The sequence below is a fragment of the Megamonas hypermegale genome (genome assembly GCF_900187035.1).
Taxonomy (GTDB): Bacteria; Bacillota; Negativicutes; order Selenomonadales; family Selenomonadaceae; genus Megamonas; species Megamonas hypermegale.
In genome coordinates, this window is record NZ_LT906446.1 from 1405424 (window position 1) to 1430324 (window position 24901).

Genomic DNA, 24901 nt, shown 5'->3' on the forward strand with positions numbered 1-24901 from the left:
TTAAGAGAAGGATTTTTATGGAAAACATACGTGGAACAGTAGACAATATTATTTTTGCTAGCAATGATAACCGTTTTACTGTATTAAAACTAACACCTGAAAAACGCTCGACAAAAATAACTGTCATTTTAAATGGCATGGCTCCACTGATTGGGCAATTATTAGAAATCAATGGTGACTGGACACAACATCCAAAGTTCGGTCAACAATTTAAAGCCAATTCTTTTAAAATCGTCGCTCCAATAGAAGCATCTGGCATTGAAAAATTTCTCGCTTCCGGTGCGATTTCTGGCATTGGCCCTGCTATGGCAAAGCGCATTGTGGCTAAATTTGGTGAAAAAACACTTGATGTATTATCATCACCTAAAGAATTATTAAAAGTAGCTGGTATCGGTCAAAAAACGGCTGAAAAAATTGCCTCTTCCTATAAAGAACAAAGTGAACTTACTGAAATAATGGTATGGTTAGAAAATCATGGTATTTCAAGCACATATGCAGGTAAAATTTTTGCTAAATACGGTTCATTTGCTATAGATATCATGGAAAAAGATACATATCGCCTATTTCAAGATATCGACGGTATCGGTTTTCTCACAGCTGATAAAATTGCTTTTAATCTCGGTGTTCAAAAAGACGATTTCAAACGCATTTCATCAGGGATTGACTATGCTTTAATGCAACTTTGCGCAAATGGTCACTGCTGTGTTCCCGAAATGACACTAGTCACTAAAACGGCTAAAATTTTACAATTGGAAACAAATTCCGTTCATCAAGTATTAAATCAACGCATTAAAGATGAAAGCTTAAATACAGAAACAATCGGTGGCGAACTTCTAATTTACCCGCCATATCTTTACTATGCAGAAAAAAAAGTAGCAAAACGATTATTAGAACTAAAACAAAGCAGTAAAAATCTCGACGAAGACAATATCAATCTATTCATTAAAGTATGGGAAAAGGAAAATCACATACATTTAGCACAAAAACAACAAGAAGCAGTAAAAGCCTGTCTTCACCATGGTGTATTTGTATTGACAGGTGGCCCTGGTACTGGTAAAACTACAGTAATAAAAGGAATTTTATCAATCTTAAATGCACAGGGATTAAAAATTCGTCTTGCTGCACCGACAGGTCGCGCCGCTAAAAGGCTCAGCGAAACAACAGGCAGAAAAGCTTTAACTATCCACCGCTTATTAGAAGCTAATAATTTATCTGATACGAATTCACCTCAACTCGGTTTTTCCAAAGATATCGATGACCAATTAGATGCCGATGCCATCATTTTAGATGAAGTTTCTATGGTGGATATCGCATTGATGCACCATTTTTTAAATGCAGTTCCTGATGGTTGTCGTTTAATTTTAGTCGGCGATATCGACCAATTACCAGCTGTTGGTCCTGGTTCTGTTTTAAAAGATATAATCCGCAGCAAAGTCATTCCTTCTATTGAGCTAAATGAAATCTTCCGCCAAGCACAAACGAGCATGATTATTCAAAATGCCCATATCATCAATGCTGGTCGTTTACCTGATATTCGCAAGCAATACGATGACTTCATCTTCTACGAAATTGACAATGATGAACTCATCAATAAAAAAATTCTCGAATTATGTACAGATATCTTACCTAAAGAAGGATACAATATCTTAACTGATGTACAGATTTTATCACCTATGCACCGCTTTACTTGTGGCGTTGAAAATTTAAATTTACTTTTACAACAAACTTTAAATCCTGCAAGTGATGATAAAAATGAGATAAAATCGGGGGCACAAATTTTCCGCACAGGAGATAAAGTCATGCACATTCGCAACAATTACCAAAAAAATATCTTCAATGGTGATATCGGTTTTATTCGCGCGATAAACAACGATAATATATCTGTCGAATATCTCGACCATAATGTATCTTACGCTAAAAACGAATTAAACGAGCTTACGCTCGCCTATGCTTCTAGTGTGCATAAAAGTCAAGGCAGTGAATACAAAATCATCATAATGCCTCTATCTGTAAGCCATTATATTATGTTACAGCGCAATCTGCTTTATACAGCTATAACTAGAGCAAAAGAAAAAGTCATTTTACTCGGTTCAAAAAAAGCATTGACGACAGCTGTTCAAAATAATCGAACACAGAAAAGATATACCCTACTTGCTGAAAGATTGGCACATAAATTATCTTAATATGAAAAGAGATTTTGCTTTTGTTAAATTCAATTTATCAAGCAATAACACAATTTTTATTTCCAAGCCGTTGTCCTTCTTGCCATTGCTATGTAGAAAAAGAAGGGCAATGGTGCCATAGTTGTCTTTTAGAAATCATGCGCAATAAAAATCTCGCATACGATATTGCTGTCCGCCAATATATTTCACCAATTATAACCATAGGTAAATATGATAAAGGACTTAAAGATTTAATCCACGAATTAAAGTATAAAAATGATTTTTCCACCTTGCCATATATTCATACTTTAGTAAACAATGTAGATATGCCATGGCAAATATCTGATTTTGATTTTATAATTCCTGTACCACTTCATGAAGCAAAATTGAAAAAACGTGGTTTTAATCAGGTGGATAAAATATTTAAGCCATGGGCTAAAACACATAATTTACCCTATACTGATATATTAATCCGCACCAAAAATACAAAATCGCAATTTCAATTAAATTCCACGGAGCGCAATCAAAATCTACAAGATGCGTTTATTTTAAAAGATAATATATCCGTAAAAAATTGCAAATGTTTATTGCTTGATGATATCTTCACCACAGGAAGCACATTAAAAAATTGCGCCAAAACACTAAAAGAAAATGGTGCAATTAAAGTATGCGGTCTTGTTTTAGCTAGTAATGCTGATGATTAACCGCTATTTTGAAAGGAGGTATTTATTTGAAAAAAATCCGCCGCAAATGGTTTCAACCAAATACAAACACTTCACCCGCTTCAACATTTTCAAAATTTACCGTATTTAGCAATGAATACACTTCAATTAAACCAAATTCAGCTCAAACGACAACTACTACAGCTGAAAAATCATTAAAAGATATCCTTTGGGAAGAAATTCATCAATTTAAAGCAAAAAAACTCTATGCAGAAGCACTTTCCTGTTTCAGTACTATTTTTGAAAAAAAATATGCTGATAATTATACTTTTTATGAATTAGCTGATATCTATTTTCTAATGAACGATTACACTCGTAGCCTTAAATGGATACAGAAATTTCAAACTGCAGAACCTAAAAATTGTAAGGGCTTCTTATTAAAAGCTCAAATATTTCTTCAACAAGGAAAAAAAGAAGAAGTTCTCACTATAATCAATCAATTATTTTCACAAAAAGTCGAAATCAAAAGCGAAGAAGATTACCAGAAACTTGATTATATAATCAATCGTCTAAAAAAAATATTTAAAGCCGATAAATTAGCACGCCGTTGTCCTTTGTTAAATGACTATCAAAGAAAACGCCGTCATATTTTAAAAAATACACAACAGGTTGATAAAGAAACAACTCAATCCATTCAACCTGTTCAAATCGAAGGGACTATCATGCCAACATCAACACAAAACATACCAAGTAATTCACAATTAAACTCTCTTTTAAATCATATTTGGGATATGCAATCCGTAAATCAAGAAGATACTCAAAAAATCCTAAATAGCTCAGCCGAAGAAATCACTTCCGCTATCATGAAACAAGTTTTATCTTATAAAAAGAAAATCTGGCTGTTTAATTATTTAGCGGACGTTTTCCGCAAGCACAATAATCTAAATTCAGCTCTATTTTTATTAAGACAAGCCCTCTTACTTGATGATGAAAATGATATTATCCTAAAAAATCTCGGTTATTTATTATGTCAAAATGGAGAATATAAAGCAGCATTAAATACTTTAGAAGATATTGCTGTAAAAGATTTTGCCGTTTTGGATTTAATCCAAAAATGTCGCAATCTAGAAAGTGAATGATATATATGCCCATGTACAAAAAATCGTTATGTATTTTACTGCTCATTGCTCTAATCTCAGGTGGTGGAGTTTTTTATAACCAATTTACTAATAAAGAAAAAACCATTGAAACACCTTCTACTGATATTACAGAAAATATACCTGTAAATGATGAAGTCACAATATATGTAAGTGGCGAAGTCAATTCACCTGGAGTCATAACACTTGATAGTAATTGTCGCATAAAAGATGCCATAATAGCTTGCGGCGATTTTACACCACTTGCAGATAAAAACAGTGTAAATTTAGCGCAAAAAGTAACTGATGGTATGCAGATAAAAATATCAGCTTTATCACAAAATCAAAATGATAAAACTGATAATAATACAAATTCAAACGAAAATAATAATAATAAATCTATTCAAAACACAACTATGGTAAATATCAACACCGCTAGCAAAGAGGAACTCGATACCCTTCCAGGTGTTGGCCCTGCCACTGCCGATAAAATCATTGAATACCGCGAAACGAACGGACAATTCAACTCAATTGAAGATATTAAAAATGTACGTGGTATCGGTGAAGCTAAATTTTCTAAAATGCAAAGTAGGATACAGATATGATAAAGATACGATATGGGCAATACCCTTTATTATTTTTAAACAGTTTAATATTTTGTTATAGCTTAGGCGTTTTTGGCGCAGAAAAATACATTCTGCCTCAAAAATGCCTTTTTTTATTACTTATTGTTAATTTTTTCATTGCCTTTATTTTTATATTAAAAAAACACGATTTGACTTTTATCCCATTTTTAATCATCTTTACCCTACTCGGTTACCTTTCTGGAATATTTGCCCTTTCACCTTCACCTAATAACATCATCAATTATGAAAATAAAACAGCCACGATTGAAGGTACAATCTGTGAAGAGCCAATCATCAAACAAGATGAACAAAAAATTTATCATATTACCTATATCGTTGATGTTCAAACAGTATTTTGGCAAAAACAGGCACAAAATACTACGGGCAAAATTTATATCTATAAAAAACAAGATGATTTAAATTCAATAGCTCAAATCGGCGATATCGTCTCTACAGCAGGAACAATACGCAAAATTCACGGCTATCATAACCCTGGCTTAATCAATAGCGAACTTCGTGCTCAATCCCAAGGAATTTATGGTTTTATCTCTTTGGGCAAAGCTGATATGCAAATCCTTAAAGCAAACAACGATTTCAATTTTAAAAAATTTAGCATTGATATAAAAAAACATATTTTAGATAAATTATTAAATACTATGCCCGAAGATGATGCCTATATGATTTACGCTATGGTATTCGGCGGTTATGCCAACATTCCAGCTGAACTATTAGAAGCTTTTTCTCTAACAGGCATAATTCATATACTTTCTGTTTCTGGTTCTCATGTCAGCCTAATCGCTGGATTCTTGCTTAGTTTAGGTAAATTATGCCGTTTACCCCGTTTTATAAACATCACTTTATTAATCATCATCATATCATTTTATGCATTTATCTGCGGTCTTTCTGCACCTGTAATGCGTGCTACAGTCATGGGAATACTCACTGCCATAGCTTTGAGCTTACAAAAATCTCATGAAGCCTCTAATCTATTGAGCATTACAGCGCTTATCATGCTATTAATCAATCCTCTATTACTATTTGACATCAGCTTTCAACTTTCTTTTGCCTCTACAGCAGGGCTTGTCTATTTAATGTCTAAAATTCGACAAAAACTTTATTTTCTGCCATGTTTTTTAGCCGATAATTTATCACTTACCCTAAGTGCACAAATAATGACACTTCCCTTAATAGCTTGGTATTTTAACTCATTATCTCTAAGTAGTTTAATCGCTAATATCATAGCAGTTCCTATTTTAGAATTCATCATAATTTTAAGCCTCATCGCTTGCCTTGTAATCTTTATTCCTATCATGGCTAAAATTCTCTTTATCTTATCTAGCTTAATCTTAGGCATCAGCAATATTTTTACCCTGCATTTAGCTAAAATGCCATTTGCTTCGGTTTATTTTCCTACATTTCCCTTTATATGTATTTTTCTTTACTATCTAGTTTTATTTAACATATTTAATAAATCCTTAGCTAAATTTTGGATAAAATTTTTACACAGATATAAAATTATTTGCTATATGATATTTTTAAGTTCTTTTGTCTTAACTATGTATTTTGTTTTTAAACCGCAACCTTTAGAAATACATTTTATCGATGTTGGACAAGGCGACTGCATATTGATTATCACGCCTAATAAAAAATCCGTGATGATTGATACAGGTGGCAGTGTAAATTCTGATTTTGATATTGGCTTGCGAGTAGATTTACCTTATTTGCGCCACTATGGTATCACAAAATTAGATTATTTAATCTTATCTCATGCTGATGTTGACCACGCTGAAGCTACTTATACCATAATGCAAAAAATACCTGTCAATCATTTAATAATCGCCAATCAACCTCCAGAAGAATATATAAAAACGCTCAATCTTCCACCTAATTGTGAATTACTCTCTCAAGCTATCATAGCTAAAACTGATATGAATTTCACATTAGATGATGTTCAATTTAAATTTCTCCGCGCCAATGAAAATCCTTCCGCATCTTCTAGCAATGAAGCTTCAAATGTACTAAAATTAACGTATCACAATTTTTCCGCATTATTTCCTGGTGATTTACCTCAAAGACAAGAACAACAGCTTGTAAACGAATGCCAAAACCTTCAATCAACTATCTTAAAAGTGGCACATCACGGTTCAAAAACCTCTTCTAGTTTAGAATTTCTTCAAGCTGTAAATCCCCAATTTGCTGTGATTTGTGTAGGTAAATACAATAGCTTTAACCACCCTAGCTCTCAAATTATCGAGCGTTTAAATAAATTAAACATTCCTATTTATCGAACGGATATAAATGGCGCTATCGTATTTTCTACTGATGGCTATAAATTAAAAATAGATACATTCAATTAATTATGGTATCATGCTAATAGATAAATCATGCTATTAAATTTTTGATAGAAAGGATTTTTTATGAAATACACTGAGGCATTAAAACAACTTCAACGAAAAAAAATATCTCCCATATATTTAATCTACGGTGAAGAAACGTATCTTGCAGAAAAATTTTTAAAAACACTGCTTTCTATCGTCAATCCTCAAAATGACTCCGAAGCTATACAGTATTTTGACACTTCTAGCGATATGAAAGCACTCTTGCAAGCACTCGATAGTTCACCATTTTTCAGTGAAAAAAACATCATTATAGCCAATGATTTAAAAATATTTCAAGATAAATTATCCGAAAAAGATAAGCGCGATGAACAGGATTTCATCAATTATTTACCGACTTTACCCGAGTACAGCATATTGATTTTGCGTTACCATAAAAATAAAATAGACAAACGGCGCAAATTATTTAAAAGTATCGATAAATACGGCTCTATTATTGAATGTGAGACATTAAACTATTGGAATATAAACGATTGGCTCAACGCGCGTTTGCATGAATTAAATTTGCGCTTTGATAGAGAAGCTTATGCTTATTTCATTGAAGCCGTTAAATCCATGGATAAAATTTCTCTCGGTTTTTTAGACCAAGAACTTGTGAAATTAACCCTGTACACTGACGATAAATTCATAAATCGCCAAACACTAGAAAATGTATTTTCCACCATTCCAGAGATTTCTGCATTTAGGCTTTGGGATAGCTTGTGCGAAAAAAACATCTCAATCGCTTTAGAATTGTTTTTAATACAGCAATCTTCTGGAGTGCATCCACTTCGTTTGCTCGCCTTTCTCGTACGACAAATACGCCAGCTTTGGCAAGTCAAAATCTATTTATCAGAAGGTCAAAACGTAAAACAAATCGCTTCTACTTTAAAGCTTCATCCATTCATTACTGAAAAAATCGTAAAACAGGCAAATAATTTTTCACTGCAATGTATTGAACGCACATTGCACAAATTAGCTATTGCCGATTATAAATTAAAAACAGGCTCAAATGAACCTGCTTTAATCGAAAATATTTTAATTGAATTTTGCCAATAAAAAAGACTCATGGAAATTGAACTGCACCCCAAAAGTTGGACAAAAAAACAACTTTTGGAGGTGCAGTTTTTTTATGACTAAATACTCAAATGAATTTAAAGTTAAAGCAATTAAAATGGTTTTAAAAGGAGATTCTATTTATCATGTAGCTAAAATTCTAAACATGCCAAATACAGCTTCTCTTCGCAGATGGATATTTCATTATGAAAATGGTGGCATTTCACAACTTCTTCATAAAAATCGTAAATATACTCCTATCTTTAAGCAAAAAGTTATTGAATATAAATGGCTACATCATTTATCATTAAATCAAACAGCAGCCAAATTTTCCATTCCTAATACTGGTACAATTTCTACATGGGAAAAGTTGTATAGTTCTTATGGATTTTCTGGCTTAATTTCTAAGAAACGAGGTAGACCATCTATGAAAAAATCTAAATCTAAAAATAAGGTTAACAAACCTAAAAAAGAACTTTCTTATGTTGAACAATTGGAACAAGAAGTTTATCAATTAAGGATGGAAAATGACCTATTAAAAAAGTGGCATGCCTTAATGAAGCAATGGGAAAAGGAAGGAAAACACTAGTTCTAGTAATTGCTAAATTAAGGAAAAAATATACTCTAAAAGCCCTATTAAACTATACAAAATTAGCTAAAAGCACATATTATGATGCATTAAAAAAATTATCTAGAGAAGATAAATATAAAGGATTAAAAACATTAATTCATAATATTTGTAATAAAAATCATGGAAGATATGGATATAGAAGAGTAACTTTGCAGCTGCATAAACAAGGAATAAAAGTCAATCATAAAGTTGTTATGAGATTGATGAAAAAAGAAAATTTAACATGCAAAGTAAGAGCAAAGAAATATAAATCGTATAGAGGGCAAGAAGGGAAAATAGCTAAAAATATATTAAATAGAAATTTCAAAGCATCAAAACCAAACGAAAAATGGGCAACAGATATAACAGAATTTGCATTATGTAATGAAAAAATATACTTATCACCAATAATAGATTTATATAACGGAGAAATAATAAGTTATAAAATATCAAAAAGACCAATACTAAAGCAAGTATTAGATATGGTAGAAGATGCAACAAGAAAGATAAAAGAAACAAAAGGGATAATTCTACATTCAGACCAAGGATGGCAGTATCAGAATAGAAAATATCAGGAGTTATTAAAAGAAAAAGGCATTATCCAAAGCATGAGCCGAAAAGGAAACTGCTTAGATAATGCCGTAATAGAAAATTTCTTTGGTTTGCTAAAAAGCGAATTGTTCTATTTAAAAAAATTTAAATCCGTTGAAGATTTTATAAAAGAGTTAAAATCTTATATAAAATATTATAATACAAAACGGATAAAGATAAAACTAAAAGGACTTAGTCCCGTAGAATACAGAACTAAGTCTCAATTAGTAGCTTAATTAATATGTCCAATATTTTGGGTGCATATCAAATCAATCCATGAGTCTTTGTTTTTTAGAATTTATCTTTATCTTTTGGTGGCGTTATATCAATGATTTTATGCGAAGATGGTTCTTGATACTGTGCATCTTGTTCATTCTGATATTGATTATATCCACTATCACCATTACCACCATTCATACGATTGCCACATTCTGGACAGAATTTTGGTGGATTGTTTCTATCTGGGCAAACCCAACCACAATTACTGCAACGAATATTATTTTCATCATATCGACTAGAAGCATATGCATTGCCTTCATTTTTCTTGCCGAAAAATTTACGATATACAGCCATGATTACCATGACTACAATACCGATAAGCACTACATTTGCAATCAAGCCAAGTACATCACCCATAAAACCGCCCATGCCGAACATACTGCTGAGCATACTACCTAAGAACATACCACCAGCGAATAAACCGATATTTCTAAGAGCACTACCCCAACGGCTACCAGATTGTTGCTGTGTAGCTGTAGAATTTGTTGTAGTATTTGTTTTATTAGCTGTATTATTTGTCGCATTACTTGTTGTATTATTAGTAGAATTTGTCGTATTGGAATTTGTTGTCGCATTAGATTTATTTGTATCTGCTGCATTAGTCTTTGGCGCAGAATTACTTGAACTACTAGGAGTAGTCGATTTAGATTGTGTTGATGGTACCATGGATTTGCTTGTTGTTGTAGGTGCTTTCATTCCGCCACCGCCAACTTTAGCTTTAGCCATGCCAATTCCACTAAAGGCAAAAACAAAAACCATTACAATAGCTAAGATTTTTTTTAAATTCAATATCATACACTCTCACTTCAAAAAAATTTTAAATAGTTTTTTATTATCTAAACAATAGCTATTTTAACATAACTAAAACAAATAATCAATTAACCACTTAAATAATAAAAAAAGACTGCTTTTTGCAGTCTATAATAAAGCCCATATCACAAGTACTAATACACCTGGTATACCAAACATACCTGCGATAAATGCCGTTATAAAATTAATAGGTATATAAACAATCCCTAAAAAATTTATCACATATAATACGATTGCACCTATAACACTGTTATAAATACATTTCCACAATAATTGTAATGGCAAAGAAAATACTTTCGTTATTATACATAAAATAAATAGCCCTACAAAAAAGGCTACGACTAACGATGATTCTATCATTTTACCTCGTTCACAATCCTTGTCAATAAATTACATTTCGCGGCGATTTTCAATAGCCTTTGCAAGCGTAACTTCATCAGCATATTCTAAATCTCCGCCGACAGGCAAACCGTGTGCAATACGCGTTACTTTTATTCCAAGAGGTTTTAACAGCTTTGCTATATACATAGCTGTAGCTTCGCCTTCAATATTAGGATTTGTAGCCATGATTACTTCTTTTACATTTTCATCATAAAGGCGAGTCAATAATTCTTTAACCTTAATATCTTCAGGGCCAATTCCCTCTATCGGTGATAATGCTCCATGTAGTACATGATATACACCTTTATAATCGCGCATTCTTTCCATCGCTACAACATCTTTAGGCTGTTCTACCACGCAAATAGTAGAATGGTCACGCGCTGGCGATGAACAAATCGCACATGGGTCTGTATCTGTTAAATTAAAACAAATGCTACAATAGCCAATTTTTTCTTTAGCTTCAATAATAGCCTGCGCCAAGGCTTTTGCTTGGGCAGGCTCCATGTCTAAAATATGATATGCTAAGCGTACAGCCGTTTTGGAACCAATTCCCGGCAAGGCCCGAAAGTGTTCTATCAGCTTAGCCATAGGCTCAATATATCTCATTAAAATAATCCTGGTGGTAATTTAAGTCCACTTGTCAGTTTGTTCATTTCACTAGCCATCATTTCATCAACTTTAACCATTGCCTGATTAACAGCAGATAAAATGAGGTCTTGCAACATTTCTACATCATCCGGGTCAACTGCTGCTTTATCAATAACAAGAGACTGCATTTGTTTTTCACCGTTCATAACGACTTTAACAACACCGCCACCAACGCTTACTTCTACAGTTTTCTTTTTGAGTTCATCCTGCATTTTTTTCATATCAGCCTGCATTTTCTGAACTTTTTTCATCATGCCGGCCATATTACCTTGATTAAACATTCGATAAACCTCCATTAAAAATTTTTCTCTAATTAGAGTATCAAAATATAGTACAATCGTCAATTATTCATTTCATCTTCTGGAATTATTTTTCCTCCAAAAATTTCCATTGCCGTTTCTAAAGTATGTTTATTTTCCTCTGTCAATTCACCATAATCTATATCACTATCCCCCACGCTGCTATAATCATCATCCGTTGGCATTGGTATATCATCTTGATAATCACCTTGCGGTATGACAGGTTCTCTTTCAATCATCGGAATTGGCACAGAAGGGGAATTTACTTTAATAGGTTTAGGCTTTGCTGGAGAAGGTGATGATACCTGTGCAGGTGTTGCTACTGCTACAACATCTTTACATGTGCAGACAAGACGCAAATTATGTCCTGTAACATCATATAAAACAGACTCGATTAATTTTCGATAATCTTCTTTTTCCGTACGTGCCTGCAAAAACGGGCTATCAAAATGAATGAAGAATTGATTATTCACCACTTGATATGGAACAGCTCTATTCACACAAGCAACGACAACTTTTTTTCTTCGAGCATTGAGCCCCGCCAATACATTTTGCCAAATCGCTGTAACATCAACATTTTGCAGTGGCATAGCTGCACCATCTTGCTCAACTGCCGTTTGAGTTGACGGCTTATTTTGCAATTCATTTACAAAAGTATTTTGTTTTATTGGAACTTGCACTGGAGTCGGCGCATTCATATTAGTATTTGCTACAGATTGTTGCTTTTCGTTAAGAGCTGCCACTTGACTACTCAAAGCTTTGACAATTCTATCAAGGCGCGCTATCTGTTGTTCTAATGCTGTAATTTTAGTGCTAGACGCTTGATTTGTCATCATAGGCATATCAACATTTGAATATTGCTGAGTTTTTGCCTCTATATTTTTTTCACTTGAAACAATATTTTCATCTTGCCAGCACAATTTTAAAAATAAAACTTCTGCCGTTATTCTCGGTTGTAAAGCCCATTTTAATTCATTAATCGCTTCATGCACCTTTTGTATCATTGCGATTATCTGTTCATGTGTAAAAAGCGCTACTTGTCTTTGTAAAACAGCTTCATCTTCCAAATACATATCGAGATTTAACATCTTATTAGTCGCTTTGTACAAAAGAATTGAACGCAAATGCAATACAAATTCATTTAACAGTTGTTTTATTTCTTTACCTTGAGCAATGACATCATTTAAGGTTGTCAAAATTGATGCACTATCTTTTTGCGCTAAAAAATCTGTTATTTGCCAAATCCAATTATGCCCTACTAAACCTAAAACTTTTTTCACTTCATCAGTCGTGAGTTCATCTTTAGCAAAAGCCAAGCATTGGTCAAGTAAGCTTAGTGCATCACGCATACCGCCATCAGCTTGCACAGCGATTACTTCTAAAGCCTCTTTTGTGACTTTAATATCCATCTCTTCTGTAATGTATATTAATCGATTTAAAATATCTTCTTTTGTTATTCGCTTAAAATCATAACGCTGACAACGCGACTGAATTGTTATCGGTACTTTATGTACTTCTGTCGTAGCTAAGATGAATACAACGTGAGCTGGTGGTTCTTCTAAAGTTTTTAGCAAAGCATTAAAAGCTTCTGTCGTAAGCATATGCACTTCATCTATGATATAAACCTTGTATCTGCCATCTACTGGAGCAAATTTTACAGTTTCACGCAAATCACGAATTTCATCAATACCGCGATTTGAAGCCGCATCTATTTCAAAAACATCCATAAAAGAGCCGTCATTTATTTTTTGGCAACATACACATTTATTACATGGTGATGGCGTTGGCCCATGCTCGCAGTTCAATGCCTTTGCTAAAATTTTAGCGGTACTCGTTTTACCTGTACCACGTGGACCTGCAAATAAATATGCATGAGCTACTTTACCATTTACAATAGCATTAGACAATGTTTTAGTTATATGCTCTTGTCCTATGAGGTCTGAAAAATCTCGCGGTCTCCATTTACGATAAAGTGCCATATAAACCATAAATAACCACTCCTTCCTGAATGTATATCTATTTTTGCATACAAAAAAACAGCTTCTCAGGTAAGAAGACGGTACTTAGGCGCCCTCACGGCACATGAAGATTATCACTTACCGTTGCTCCCTTCCGGACCTGGCGGGGTTCATGAGTCTCCATTGCGCGAGACCCAAATACCGCCGTCTTACATGAGAAACTGTTATCAGATGATATTTTAGCACAATATCATATTTATGACAAGCACAGTTATATAAATTATTTACCATAATTTTACTTTACCTTAAAAATTAAATAGTTTATACTAAAAATATCGTTTAAGTTTATTTTCAATGGGTACAAAGAAACACTGCTGTATTCCTCTTCTTTGTAACCATTAGAAGGAATATCATATTAAGTAGGTGTTTATTTATGAAAACAATCGCATTAATTGCCCATGACCAAAAAAAAGAAGAAATGCTCGAATTTGTTGGCAATCATCTTGAAACACTCAAAAATTTTCATTTAGTTGCTACTCGCACTACTGGTACTTTAATCAACGAAAAATATCATCTCAATGTTGAAACTATGATGTCCGGTCCACTCGGCGGTGACCAACAAATCGGCGCTATGGTTGCAACAGAAAAAGTCGATTATGTAATCTTCATGCGTGACCCACTCAATGCTCAACCACATGAACCAGATATCAATGCACTTCTTCGCATTTGTGACGTACACAATATTCCACTCGCTACTAATAGAAAAAGCGCTCATATTTTAATTAAATACGCTGCTGAAAAACTTTAATCTATTTAAAATATCATATAAAAACGAAAAAGGACTGCTTTCATTTAGAAATCAGTCCTTACTTTGTTTTGCAAATTATTTGCTTAAGCTGTTTACTCGGCGAGCTAAACGAGATTTACGGCGAGCTGCACAGTTTTTATGGAATAATCTATTAGCAGCAGCCTGGTCTATTTTTTTACAAGCGATTGCAAGTAATGCTTTTGCTTCTTCTGCATTGCCAGCAGCAACAGCATCTAAAACTTTGCGGGAAGCAGTTTTGATAGCAGATTTAGCAGAAACGTTTTTTGCACGACGCTGAGCATCTGTTTTTACGCTGAGGATAGAAGATTTAATGTTTGGCAAGAAATTCACCCTTTCATCATTATAATTGTACCAAAATAGTTTATCACGTAATAATGCAAATTGCAATACAATCCGCCCTAAATACTACATATTTATAGTCGGAAACGATATATATTTTATCACAAATCATACTAAAAAATCTAGTCTTTAATACAAATCCCTTAAAATTATTTTTTTGCTTGACTTGTACTACACTACAATGTTTATAATTTATCTTGCATTAATAAAATAACAACTAATATAGTGCTTATTAATCATTACAATAAAAATACATAAAATTTACTATAAAAAGGTGTTTTATTTATGAAAAAATTTCTTTATCTATTCATTTTAATTATACTTGCTTTATACCTTCATACTTATAATTCAAGCAACAATCCATCTTTTGAACAAAATGAACCTGTTCCACCTTCTAGTTCAAAAATAGTAGCTTTATCACATTTTTCTGCTGAAATTCCTGCTTCATCAGCTCCTCTTTTAGAATGGAATAAAGATTTAAATGCTGTTTATTATGAATTAGAATTGTTTGACACTGTACCAGAAAATCTTTCCAATGATGATTTATCATCAGACCATTTATATTATACCGCTTCAATTTATACAAATGCATATCAAATTGATTTAAAAGATATAGCTCCAGAATATTTAAATAAAAAACCTTTGTACTGGCGCGTTCGTTCTATGGATATCGATGGCAATCCTATCTCTTCTTTTTCTAAATTAGAAACCTTATACGCTACAGATGCACCTTCTAGCATGAATTCACCACTACCTCATGTCACTTATAATAAAGAAAATGGAACAACACTCCTTTATCCTGTATACGCTTTTATTCCCAACGCTCATGCAACGCAATTTGAAATTGAAGTAACTGACCGACCACCAGAAAATCCCAATGGAACTACACCTTCTAAATACCGCATTTTTTCTGCCATTACTAATTTATGTGATTATTATGACCCTAAAGCTCGTATCGGTAAATATTATTGGCGCGTACGTGGTCTTGATGATGATAATAATCCAGTCGGTGTTTACAGTGATGCACAAACATTTGAAAACAATCCTAATGACAACTGGAAAATCGGTATTTTTGGCGATAGTATAAGTCACGGTGGTGGTCATTTATCCTTCGGCCCTGCTGATTGGGAATACAGCTATGCTTATTATCTTGATTTTCCTACGATTAATTTATCTTGTAGCGGAGATACTAGCGAAACCATGGTCAAACGCTTCGATACAGATGTAGTACCATTTCATCCACAATATCTCTTAATCATGGGTGGAACAAATAGTTTACGCGCTGGTATTCCAGCCGAAAATGTTATTGAAGACTTAATAGCCATTCGAGAAAAATGTTATGAAAATAATATTACACCTATATTTTTAACCTTAGCGCCTATAAATCCTGAAAATATAAAAAAAGTCTTCGATGAAAACACATCACCCGTTTGGCAAAGAAATCTCAATATCGTAAATAAATTTATTCGTACCCAACCTCATATCGATGCTGCTGCTGCTTTAAATAGCCCTGCTATTTTGCCAACGTACTACGGCATGGATGGACTTCATGGTGATATTCCAACAAAAAAAATTTATGCCCAAGCAATCAATGATAATATCTCTCAATTTATTGAGAAATAGTTCCTATTATATATTGTAATTATAATCTTCAGATTGTATAATAATTGATATATATTACTGTACATTCGTATCCAAATATAATATTGTTTTAGGAGGAAAATATTTTGAAAGCTATACAAATACGTGACAATATTTATTGGGTTGGTGCAATTGACTGGTCTGTTCGCAATTTTCATGGCTATGAAACCGGTCGCGGTAGCACTTATAATGCTTATTTAATCATCGATGATAAAATCACTCTAATCGATTCAACTAAAAAAGAATTTTCTGCTGAAATTCTTTCTCGTATTTCTTCCGTTATTGACCCAGCAAAAATTGACTATATAGTTTGCAACCATTTAGAAGCTGACCATTCTGGTTCCATGAATGATATTTTACAATACTGCCCAAATGCACAAATTTTCGTCAGCCAACCAAATGGTTTAAAAAACATAGCTAAATTCTGCGGTGAACATTCTTATAACGGTGTAAAAGCTGGTGATACTCTCAATATCGGCAAACGTAATTTGACATTTGTTCCTGTTCCTATGCTTCATTGGCCAGACAGCATGGTTACTTATTGCCCAGAAGAAAAAATTCTCTTCTCCAATGATGGTTTTGGTCAACATTTAGCTACAAATGAACGTTTTGATGATGAATTTGACTATTCTATTTTGATGCATGAAGCTAAAAAATATTATGCCAATATTTTAATGCTCTACGGTCGTCAAGCTCAAACAACTTTAAAAACTGTAGCTAATCTTGATATTGAAATGATTTTAACAGGTCACGGTATTAGTTGGCGTAGCCATATAAAAGATATTTTAGACCTTTATAATAAATGGAGTAACTTTGAAGCTGATGAACATAAAGCTCTCGTTGTCTTCGATAGCATGTGGCATTCTACAGAATTAATCGCTAAAACTATCGGTGAAGCTTTTAATGCCAAAGGCATTTCCACTAAATATTGTGATTTAAAAGTCGTTCATTATTCTGATATCGTTACAGATTTTCTCGATAGCGAATACATCGCAGTTGGTTCACCGACACTCAATAATAATATGATGCCTAATGTTGCAGCTTTCTTATGTTATTTAAAAGGACTTACACCGAAAAAAAGCAATCGCAAAGCTTTAGCTTTCGGTTCTTATGGTTGGGGCGGACAAAGTATTGCTCTTGTACAAAAAGAATTAGAAGAAATTGGTTTTGATATTTTCCATGATATGATTCGTATTGCTAATCAACCAACCGATGAAGACCTTGATAATATTTACAACAGTATTATCGAAAAATTATAATCCGATATTAAAATAAATTAAGATTAAGATATAAGTATATGAAAACCTTTGACTTATATCTTAATCTTTTCTTATAAATAAATACCTATCATTATTTTAAATCTTTTTAAAAAACTATAAAATATTTTGAATTCATCTTGACAAAGTGAATAGAAAAATGTATCTTATATCTCAGAGAGTTAAATATATATTTTGCTTAATTGAAAAAGTGAATTTATTCACAATTACAATCTTGTTTTAATTTTTATATTATATCATTTTTTTATTTATGATTTTAAGGGTAATGTTTTAATGGTATTGTGAACTTTTTCACAAGTATTATTTAAAATGATTTTGGGGGAGATAAAAATGCCTAAAAAAAGCGCAGGAAAAAGACCACATGTAGTTATTCTTGGAGCAGGTTTTGGAGGAATTAAAGCAGCCAAATTACTTGCAGATAAAGATGTAGATGTAACAATTGTTGATAAACACAATTATCATTTATTCCAACCATTATTATACCAGGTATCTACTTCTATTTTGTCTGAAGATGAAATTTCTTATCCAATTCGTGCCTTTTTCCAAAAAAACGATAACATAGATTTCTTTATGGCTGAAGCAGTTGGTTTTGACCCAGCAAATAAAATTGTTAAAACATCTCATGGCGATGTTAGCTATGATTATTTAATTATTGCTACAGGTGCTACTACAAACTATTTCGGTATGAAATCCGTAGAAGAAAATTCTTATCCAATGAAAACCTTACGTGAAAGTACATTACTTCGCAATCATCTCATTCGTACTTTTGAACGTGCTTCTCGTATCGAAAACGATAATGAATTGAAAAAGGCTCTTATGACTATCATTGTAGTTGGCGGTGGTCCTACTGGTATCGAAGAAGCAGGTGCAATTTCCGAACTCGTACATACTGCTATGAAAAAAGATTATCATAATCTCAATATGGACGATGTAGATATCAAATTAATTGAAGCTACTGATAAAGTTTTACCAATGATGCCTGAAAATCTTCGTAAAAATACTGTTGATGTTTTAACTAAAAAAGGCGTTGATGTTCGTCTCCAAACTATGGTTCAAGACTACGATGGCGAATACCTCACAGTTAAACATGATGATAAAATTGAAAAAATCAGAACTCGTACAGTTATTTGGGCTGCTGGCGTAAAAGCTCAACCAGTAGTTGCTAGCCTTGGTGCTGAAGTTGACCGTGCTGGTCGTGTAATCGTTGAAAAAACAACACAAGTTAAAGGCTTCCCTGAAATTTATGCAATTGGTGATAGTGCTCATTTTGAACAAGATGGTCGTCCACTTCCTACAATTGCACCAGCTGCTTATGAAGCTGCTGAAACAACTGTTAAAAATATCATGCACGCTATTAAAGGCGAAGAACAAGAAACATTTGTTTATAAAGACCTCGGTAGCATGGCAACAATTGGTGCCGGCGATGCTGTAATGTTCAAAGGCATGATGAAATCTAAAGGTTTAATCGCTTGGGTTGCTTGGATGGCAGTTCATGTATTAAGACTTGCAGGTCCTCTTACTAACGTTACAGTTGTATTCAAATGGGTTATGAACTACTTCTTTGGCGTACGTATGGCCCGTATTATTAGAGATTAATTAATTTGTTAAACGCTTAAAATATATAAATTCCCAAAAGAGAGAAACATTTTTGTTTCTCTCTTTTATTTTACATATAATATTAAAGATTAAATTTAATAGTAAATATTATTCTTCCATCGATATATTTTACTTGAATTTTTCCTTTTAATAATTGTACTAACTCATTTGCTATAGATAAACCAATTCCATAACCTGCTTTTTCACTACTATGTGAAATATCGCCACGGTAAAAGCGTTCAAAAAATCGCGAATAATCCACATTTTTTCCATCTGCATAATTATTAGAAACACTTAATATCACTTCTTTTTTCTTAGTGATAAGCTCAGTTTGTACACTACCTCCATCATCACAATACTTAACGGCATTATCTACAAGAATATTAATCAATTCATATAAGCATTTTCCTTCTGACTTAATAAAGACATCTGGTTCAATTTTATATTCAAGTTGTTTTTTCTGTTCTATTGCCATCTGCTCAAATGATTTGACAACTTCTATTGCTATCTCCGAAAAATTTATCTTTGTAAAAATTATCTCAGACTCCGTTTTTTCACCAACTTTAGCTAAAATTATTAAATCATTTATCATTTTAGACAATCTACGCACTTGCTTTAAAATACTTTCAGTCCATTGGTTTTTGCCATTAATCAATTCCATTGCTTCAGTATTAGCAGATATTATTGCAATAGGAGTTTTTAACTCATGACCTGCATTTGTAATAAACCGTTTTTGATTTTCTACATTACGAACAAATGGTTTAATTGCAAAATTGCTTAATATCGCCAAAATAATTACATATAATAATGTACTTAAACAACCTAACGTAATAGAAACACGCATAAAATCTTCTACAATAGAAATATCTGGCGTACAATCCATTATAACTATTGCTACATCATTATTCTTATTTTCCGTAATTAAAAACGCATACGTTGCTCTATCCTTTTTAAAAAATCCTGTTGTCCGTCCACTATTTAGCACAAAAGAAGCATATTCAATAGCTTCTTTTTCTGTAAAAGCAGCAATATTTTTAAGATTAAGCTCTTTAATTTGTCCATTTTCTTCCATGAGTAAACTAAAAAAACGAATTTGATATGGAAAATCAGGTGTATTTTCTGACCAATCTATTTCACCAAATAAACTGTTACTATTTTGAAGCATTTCTTTAGGCATGAGATTTTTATTATTTTGTGCTAAATACATTAAATTTGATTCTATATGTGTATACACCCGCATATAAGCAATAGTATTAACCAGCCCAAGCACTCCTACCACAATGATGATAACTGTAGTTGTAGAAATTAAAATGAACTTACGGCGCAGTCTTCTTATTACATTCATAGATAACACCATCTATTCTTTATTTATTTTTTTGTCAATACAAAAGACTCTCCCTTTTCTCCTAAAATTTGGATATCTGCATTTACAGATTCTAATTTTTGGCGTAAATATGATATATATATCCATACAATTTCTTCATTAACTTCTTTTTCTTCTACCCATATATGTGAAAATAAATCTTTTGTGGATAAATACTTATTTTCATTAAGCATAAAAAGCTTCATAAGTTTTGTTTCTTTACCATTTAAACCAATAGAATTTTTACAAGATAACGTTTGTTCTTCTATATCTAACTTCACAGAAGCTACAGACAATATAGAAGGCGAAAAAGAACTAGTTCTTCTTATTATAGAACGAATACGTGCTAGTAATTCCCCCATTGAAAATGGCTTCATTAAATAATCATCAGCACCAGCATCTAAACTATTAATTCTATCATCAATCTCGGTTTTTGCCGTAAGCATAATAATAGGCGTTACATCACCATTTTGACGTAGAATTTTTAATGCCTCTACGCCAGTCATTTTAGGCATCATAATATCGAAAATCAAACAATCATAAGCATTTTTTTGTGCCATATCCAAAGCAGCTAGTCCATCAAATACACAGTCAACTTTATAACCAGAATACTTCAATACAGCTTCAACAGCTGCTGACATTTCCTTTTCATCTTCTGCTAATAATAATCTCATCTTATACCTACCTTCATTAATTATCCGCTTTTATTAAATTTCGTATTGTTTGCATAGAAATATCACATGCTGCCAGTTCATCAGCGCACCGCTTTAATTCTCGTACAATTAAATCAGAATTTTTTATATTATGTTTATATTTCATTTGATGTTCTAAACTAGCCCAAGTATCCATAGCTATCGTTCTTATTTGCAATTCAGCAAAAAAATGACCTGGATTTCTCCCTGTTACATCTTCAAATGGCTGTATTGTTTCAATAATAATATGGTAACTGCGATATCCATTTGGTTTTACATTTTTGATATAATCCTTTTCCTCAATTATACGAATATCTTTTAAGTTTCTTATATATTTCAAATTAGTGTAAATATCGTCTACAAAACGACAAACGATACGAATGCCTATAGCATCTTGTATTTCATGTAGTGCCGAATAAGTAGTTTGTGGTAATGATTTACGAATACATTTTTCACTCATACTATCAGAAGATTTTATACGATAAATCAAATGTTCATAAGCTGCCTCTCCATTTTTTTCAATCTCTTCTTCATTATATGCCTTAATTTTTTTAACTATATTTTCCATAATAGCTTCAAGTGTTGAAAAGTATTTTCCATAAATATTTTCCATATCATTCACCCATATATTACATTTATTATCGCTTATTTCAAGTAATTAACAAAAATGCTCTCTTTATACAGAATACATCTGTTAGAAAGAGAGCATTTTCATTAATAGATTAACTTTTTTCTAATACTTTATGAGCAAAAACTTATTTTAAAGCTTCAGCTAATTTAGCATTAGTTTCACGTGCGGAAGCAACACTTGCATCGAACTGTGCTTTTTCTTTGTCGTTGAGGTCGAGTTCAACGATTTTCTTAACGCCGCCTTTACCAAGGATGAGAGGAACACCAGCGCAAACGTCTTTTTCGCCGTATTCACCATCGAGGTAAGCAATACCAGAAATCTGGAGACCGCTATCTTTAGCAATAGCTTCAGCCATAGTAGCAGCAGTTGTGCCAGGAGCATACCAAGCGGAAGTGCCGAGTAATTTAGTTAAAGTACCGCCACCAACTTGTGTAGCATGTTCGATTTCAGCAAGTTTTTCTTCAGAAAGAAGTTCAGTAACAGGTCTACCTTTGTAAGTTGCGAAACGAGTAAGAGGAACCATTAAGTCACCATGAGCACCGATTACCATTGCATTTACATCGCGAACTGGGCATCCAATAGCTTCTGCGAGGTAATATTCAAAACGGCTACCATCTAATAAACCGCTCATACCGATTACACGGTTGCGTGGAAGACCGCTATCTTTAAGAGCAAGGTAAGTTAAAGTATCAACAGGGTTAGAAACAATGATGAATACTGCTTCTGGAGAATGTTTTAAAGCCTGGTCCATAACGCCTTTAACGATTTTGGAGTTAACACCGATAAGGTCGGAACGGCTCATACCAGGTTTACGAGGAATACCGGAAGTAATAACAACAACGTCGGAGTTTTCAGTTGCTTTGTAAGCTTCGTCAGCTGCTGCAGCATCATCAACAGGTGCAGTTTTACCGATGATTTTAGTATCAATGTGCATCATCTGTGCAGTCTGCATCATGTCCATAGCTTTACCTTCTGTTAAGCCTGGTTTGATATCAACCATAACTACTTCTGTTGCAAAATTTTTGAGTGCAAGTACGTTAGCGCAAGTAGCACCTACGTTACCGGAACCAATAACTGAAATTTTCATAAATGAACATCTCCCTAAAAGTGAAATTCTATTTATCTTTAGTTTAGCTAGATAAAGTTAAAATGTCAATAATAATATAAATTATTATTCATTATTTTTGTACATTAATATTAATTTTGCATAAAATATCAATATGCTTTTTTTAACAAATCAGCCAAAATACAGATTATACAAACCACTTTTTATAAATCTTAAAATTTATTTATATTTTAATAAAAAAATCGGCTAAAAAGCCGATTTTCTTATTTTACTACATTATAATTTACAAGTTTCACATCAAAAATACCGTTCATATTTATAATTTGCTGCATAACACTATCCGGTATTTCATTATCAATTGTAAGAACCATCATACTAGTACCTTCAATTTCTGTTTTACCAACCTGCATTCCAGAAATATTGATATTAGCATAGCCAAGAAGTGAACCAATTGTACCGATGATACCAGGACGATTGATATGTGGGCAAATCAAAATACGTGCATGTGGGTCAACGTCTACACGATAAGAATTAATTGTAACGATACGTCCTTCATCACCAAAGAGTGCACCTTGTACTGTCTGAGTTTTGCCATTAGCTACAACAGAAACAGTTATGAGGTTTGCAAAGTTTTCTACAGATTTATCTTTTACTTCTTTTACTTTGATATTGCGTTCTTTTGCAAGACTAGGCGCATTTACATAGTTTACCTTATCTTCCAAAATAGGATTAAGTATACCTTTTACAACGGCAATTGTAATCATTTTTGTATCTACATCAGCAATTCCGCCATTGTATTTAATTTTAATTTCACTTATTCCGCCATCAGCAAGTGAGCATGCTGTGCAACCAAGTCTTTCAGCTAAATCAAGATATGGTTTAATAACTTTCATTGTCTGTGCTGATACAGGTGCCATATTAACAGCTGTAGAAACTGGTTCTCCATTTAATGCTGTAACAATGCCCTGTGCTACATCTACAGATACACCAATCTGAGCTTCTACTGTTGAAGCACCTAAATGCGGTGTAATAGTTATACCTGGTACACCTAAAAGTGGGCTATTAGCTGCAAGTGGTTCACTTTCGAATACGTCGATTGCAGCACCTGCTACATGACCAGATTTTACTGCTTCAGCAAGGTCTTTTTCATTAATAATACCACCACGTGCACAGTTTATGAGACGAACGCCTTTTTTCATTTTGTAGATATTATCTTTATTAAACATACCTTTTGTTTTTGGAGTTAAAGGCATATGTACAGTAATAAAATCAGACTGTTCAATAAGCTCGTCCAAAGAAACAACTTTTATACCCAAAGATTGAGCGCGTTCTTCATTTACATATGGGTCATAACCAATTACCTTCATATCAAAAGCTAATGAACGAGTAGCAACACCACTACCAATACGACCAAGACCAACAACGCCTAAAGTTTTACCACGAAGTTCTACCCCAGTATATTTTTTACGATTCCATTCACCTTTATGAAGTGTTTCATTTGCTACAGCAATATTTCTTGCCATTGCTAGCATCATACCCATAGTATGTTCTGTAGCAGCAATAGTGTTGCCACCTGGTGAATTAATTACTACAATACCGCGAGCTGTCGCAGCAGCAATATCAATATTATCTGTACCTACGCCAGCACGGCCAATGATTTTGAGATTTTGCGCACGGTCTATTACTTCTTTTGTTACTTTAGAAGCACTGCGTACAATTATGCCATCAAATTCTGGAATAATTTCCAATAATTCTTCTGCTGGCAACTTATCCTTTACTACGCATTCAAATCCAGCTTGCTGCAAAATTTCAATGCCTTTAGGTGATACACCATCAGCTACTAATACTTTCATCTGTAAATCTCTCCTCGATAA

The 24901-nt window shown here is 33.1% G+C and carries 23 protein-coding genes and 1 other RNA gene; 12 read left to right on the forward strand and 12 right to left on the reverse strand.

What is annotated here, in order from left to right:
* Window positions 1-17 precede the first annotated feature (17 nt).
* The 8 genes from recD2 to CKV65_RS06700 all read left to right on the forward strand — a co-directional run bounded on the left by recD2 (window position 18) and on the right by CKV65_RS06700 (window position 9454).
* Complete coding sequence (gene recD2, locus CKV65_RS06665) at window positions 18-2183, forward strand: SF1B family DNA helicase RecD2 (RefSeq protein WP_027889893.1); 2166 nt, start codon at window positions 18-20, stop codon at window positions 2181-2183.
* Window positions 2184-2203: 20 nt separating this feature from the next.
* Complete coding sequence (locus CKV65_RS06670; RefSeq protein ID WP_036254534.1) at window positions 2204-2866, forward strand: ComF family protein; 663 nt, start codon at window positions 2204-2206, stop codon at window positions 2864-2866.
* A gap of 26 nt (window positions 2867-2892) precedes the next feature.
* The gene (locus tag CKV65_RS06675) at window positions 2893-3963 is read left to right on the forward strand and encodes a tetratricopeptide repeat protein (protein ID WP_036254536.1); all 1071 of its coding nucleotides are present in this window, start codon (window positions 2893-2895) and stop codon (window positions 3961-3963) included.
* 11 nt (window positions 3964-3974) lie between these two features.
* Entirely contained in the window at window positions 3975-4565 is a 591-nt protein-coding gene (locus tag CKV65_RS06680; RefSeq protein ID WP_231922646.1) for a helix-hairpin-helix domain-containing protein, read from the forward strand.
* On the forward strand, window positions 4562-6943 hold the full coding sequence (locus CKV65_RS06685; protein ID WP_027889896.1) for a DNA internalization-related competence protein ComEC/Rec2: 2382 nt from the start codon (window positions 4562-4564) through the stop codon (window positions 6941-6943). The genes CKV65_RS06680 and CKV65_RS06685 overlap by 4 nt, the downstream gene beginning before the upstream one ends.
* A gap of 60 nt (window positions 6944-7003) precedes the next feature.
* On the forward strand, window positions 7004-8020 hold the full coding sequence (gene holA / locus CKV65_RS06690) for a DNA polymerase III subunit delta (protein WP_027889897.1): 1017 nt from the start codon (window positions 7004-7006) through the stop codon (window positions 8018-8020).
* Window positions 8021-8093: 73 nt separating this feature from the next.
* The gene (locus tag CKV65_RS06695) at window positions 8094-8606 is read left to right on the forward strand and encodes a helix-turn-helix domain-containing protein (RefSeq protein WP_095197701.1); all 513 of its coding nucleotides are present in this window, start codon (window positions 8094-8096) and stop codon (window positions 8604-8606) included.
* The gene (locus tag CKV65_RS06700; RefSeq protein WP_157738453.1) at window positions 8561-9454 is read left to right on the forward strand and encodes an IS3 family transposase; all 894 of its coding nucleotides are present in this window, start codon (window positions 8561-8563) and stop codon (window positions 9452-9454) included. Before CKV65_RS06695 ends, CKV65_RS06700 begins: the two co-directional genes overlap by 46 nt.
* A 55-nt stretch (window positions 9455-9509) precedes the next feature.
* Here CKV65_RS06700 and CKV65_RS06705 read toward each other — a convergent pair whose 3' ends face one another.
* The 6 genes from CKV65_RS06705 to ffs form a co-directional block, all read right to left on the reverse strand.
* Window positions 9510-10292 carry a zinc ribbon domain-containing protein gene (locus tag CKV65_RS06705; RefSeq protein ID WP_231922648.1) on the reverse strand — a complete coding sequence of 261 codons (783 nt, stop codon included), beginning with the start codon at window positions 10290-10292 and terminating at the stop codon, window positions 9510-9512.
* A gap of 123 nt (window positions 10293-10415) precedes the next feature.
* Entirely contained in the window at window positions 10416-10667 is a 252-nt protein-coding gene (locus tag CKV65_RS06710; RefSeq protein WP_027889453.1) for a pro-sigmaK processing inhibitor BofA family protein, read from the reverse strand.
* 30 nt (window positions 10668-10697) lie between these two features.
* On the reverse strand, window positions 10698-11294 hold the full coding sequence (recR, locus tag CKV65_RS06715) for a recombination mediator RecR (protein ID WP_027889452.1): 597 nt from the start codon (window positions 11292-11294) through the stop codon (window positions 10698-10700).
* On the reverse strand, window positions 11294-11617 hold the full coding sequence (locus CKV65_RS06720) for a YbaB/EbfC family nucleoid-associated protein (RefSeq protein ID WP_027889451.1): 324 nt from the start codon (window positions 11615-11617) through the stop codon (window positions 11294-11296). Before CKV65_RS06720 ends, recR begins: the two co-directional genes overlap by 1 nt.
* Window positions 11618-11676: 59 nt before the next feature.
* Window positions 11677-13623 (reverse strand): DNA polymerase III subunit gamma/tau, encoded by a 1947-nt coding sequence (gene dnaX / locus CKV65_RS06725; RefSeq protein ID WP_027889450.1) that lies wholly within the window; start codon window positions 13621-13623, stop codon window positions 11677-11679.
* A gap of 70 nt (window positions 13624-13693) precedes the next feature.
* Window positions 13694-13793: signal recognition particle sRNA small type (ffs, locus tag CKV65_RS06730), an RNA gene on the reverse strand.
* 233 nt (window positions 13794-14026) lie between these two features.
* Between ffs and CKV65_RS06735 the strand changes: the two genes are divergently transcribed.
* Window positions 14027-14401, forward strand: coding sequence for a methylglyoxal synthase (locus CKV65_RS06735; protein WP_027889449.1), 375 nt, complete (start codon window positions 14027-14029; stop codon window positions 14399-14401).
* A 75-nt stretch (window positions 14402-14476) separates the two neighbouring features.
* Here CKV65_RS06735 and rpsT read toward each other — a convergent pair whose 3' ends face one another.
* On the reverse strand, window positions 14477-14743 hold the full coding sequence (rpsT, locus tag CKV65_RS06740) for a 30S ribosomal protein S20 (protein WP_027889448.1): 267 nt from the start codon (window positions 14741-14743) through the stop codon (window positions 14477-14479).
* A 303-nt stretch (window positions 14744-15046) separates the two neighbouring features.
* Between rpsT and CKV65_RS06745 the strand changes: the two genes are divergently transcribed.
* The 3 genes from CKV65_RS06745 (at window position 15047) to CKV65_RS06755 (ending at window position 19275) form a co-directional block, all read left to right on the forward strand.
* Window positions 15047-16384 carry an SGNH/GDSL hydrolase family protein gene (locus tag CKV65_RS06745; protein WP_027889447.1) on the forward strand — a complete coding sequence of 446 codons (1338 nt, stop codon included), beginning with the start codon at window positions 15047-15049 and terminating at the stop codon, window positions 16382-16384.
* 104 nt (window positions 16385-16488) lie between these two features.
* Window positions 16489-17661: an FprA family A-type flavoprotein gene (locus CKV65_RS06750; RefSeq protein WP_027889446.1), complete on the forward strand. Its 1173-nt coding sequence runs from the start codon at window positions 16489-16491 to the stop codon at window positions 17659-17661.
* A gap of 348 nt (window positions 17662-18009) precedes the next feature.
* On the forward strand, window positions 18010-19275 hold the full coding sequence (locus CKV65_RS06755; RefSeq protein ID WP_027889445.1) for an NAD(P)/FAD-dependent oxidoreductase: 1266 nt from the start codon (window positions 18010-18012) through the stop codon (window positions 19273-19275).
* A gap of 82 nt (window positions 19276-19357) precedes the next feature.
* Here the strand turns inward: CKV65_RS06755 and CKV65_RS06760 are convergent, their stop codons facing one another.
* The 5 genes from CKV65_RS06760 to serA form a co-directional block, all read right to left on the reverse strand.
* Entirely contained in the window at window positions 19358-20620 is a 1263-nt protein-coding gene (locus CKV65_RS06760; protein ID WP_027889444.1) for a sensor histidine kinase, read from the reverse strand.
* Window positions 20621-20643: 23 nt separating this feature from the next.
* Window positions 20644-21312: a response regulator transcription factor gene (locus CKV65_RS06765; RefSeq protein ID WP_027889443.1), complete on the reverse strand. Its 669-nt coding sequence runs from the start codon at window positions 21310-21312 to the stop codon at window positions 20644-20646.
* 16 nt (window positions 21313-21328) lie between these two features.
* The gene (locus tag CKV65_RS06770; RefSeq protein WP_027889442.1) at window positions 21329-21943 is read right to left on the reverse strand and encodes a GTP pyrophosphokinase; all 615 of its coding nucleotides are present in this window, start codon (window positions 21941-21943) and stop codon (window positions 21329-21331) included.
* 142 nt (window positions 21944-22085) lie between these two features.
* The gene (locus tag CKV65_RS06775; protein ID WP_027889441.1) at window positions 22086-23048 is read right to left on the reverse strand and encodes a malate dehydrogenase; all 963 of its coding nucleotides are present in this window, start codon (window positions 23046-23048) and stop codon (window positions 22086-22088) included.
* A gap of 242 nt (window positions 23049-23290) precedes the next feature.
* The gene (serA, locus tag CKV65_RS06780; protein ID WP_027889440.1) at window positions 23291-24880 is read right to left on the reverse strand and encodes a phosphoglycerate dehydrogenase; all 1590 of its coding nucleotides are present in this window, start codon (window positions 24878-24880) and stop codon (window positions 23291-23293) included.
* Window positions 24881-24901 lie beyond the last annotated feature (21 nt).

Bases quoted from the DNA above. Each gene is read 5' to 3' on its own strand.
- CKV65_RS06685 (WP_027889896.1), top strand. From the start codon at position 4,562: ATGATAAAGATACGATATGGGCAATACCCTTTATTATTTTTAAACAGT.
- CKV65_RS06705 (WP_231922648.1), bottom strand. From the start codon at position 10,292: ATGATATTGAATTTAAAAAAAATCTTAGCTATTGTAATGGTTTTTGTT.
- CKV65_RS06695 (WP_095197701.1), top strand. From the start codon at position 8,094: ATGACTAAATACTCAAATGAATTTAAAGTTAAAGCAATTAAAATGGTT.
- recR (WP_027889452.1), bottom strand. From the start codon at position 11,294: ATGAGATATATTGAGCCTATGGCTAAGCTGATAGAACACTTTCGGGCC.
- dnaX (WP_027889450.1), bottom strand. From the start codon at position 13,623: ATGGTTTATATGGCACTTTATCGTAAATGGAGACCGCGAGATTTTTCA.
- CKV65_RS06735 (WP_027889449.1), top strand. From the start codon at position 14,027: ATGAAAACAATCGCATTAATTGCCCATGACCAAAAAAAAGAAGAAATG.
- CKV65_RS06760 (WP_027889444.1), bottom strand. From the start codon at position 20,620: ATGAATGTAATAAGAAGACTGCGCCGTAAGTTCATTTTAATTTCTACA.
- CKV65_RS06745 (WP_027889447.1), top strand. From the start codon at position 15,047: ATGAAAAAATTTCTTTATCTATTCATTTTAATTATACTTGCTTTATAC.
- recD2 (WP_027889893.1), top strand. From the start codon at position 18: ATGGAAAACATACGTGGAACAGTAGACAATATTATTTTTGCTAGCAAT.
- serA (WP_027889440.1), bottom strand. From the start codon at position 24,880: ATGAAAGTATTAGTAGCTGATGGTGTATCACCTAAAGGCATTGAAATT.
- holA (WP_027889897.1), top strand. From the start codon at position 7,004: ATGAAATACACTGAGGCATTAAAACAACTTCAACGAAAAAAAATATCT.
- CKV65_RS06680 (WP_231922646.1), top strand. From the start codon at position 3,975: ATGTACAAAAAATCGTTATGTATTTTACTGCTCATTGCTCTAATCTCA.
- CKV65_RS06720 (WP_027889451.1), bottom strand. From the start codon at position 11,617: ATGTTTAATCAAGGTAATATGGCCGGCATGATGAAAAAAGTTCAGAAA.
- CKV65_RS06710 (WP_027889453.1), bottom strand. From the start codon at position 10,667: ATGATAGAATCATCGTTAGTCGTAGCCTTTTTTGTAGGGCTATTTATT.
- CKV65_RS06770 (WP_027889442.1), bottom strand. From the start codon at position 21,943: ATGGAAAATATTTATGGAAAATACTTTTCAACACTTGAAGCTATTATG.
- CKV65_RS06775 (WP_027889441.1), bottom strand. From the start codon at position 23,048: ATGAAAATTTCAGTTATTGGTTCCGGTAACGTAGGTGCTACTTGCGCT.
- CKV65_RS06765 (WP_027889443.1), bottom strand. From the start codon at position 21,312: ATGAGATTATTATTAGCAGAAGATGAAAAGGAAATGTCAGCAGCTGTT.
- CKV65_RS06755 (WP_027889445.1), top strand. From the start codon at position 18,010: ATGCCTAAAAAAAGCGCAGGAAAAAGACCACATGTAGTTATTCTTGGA.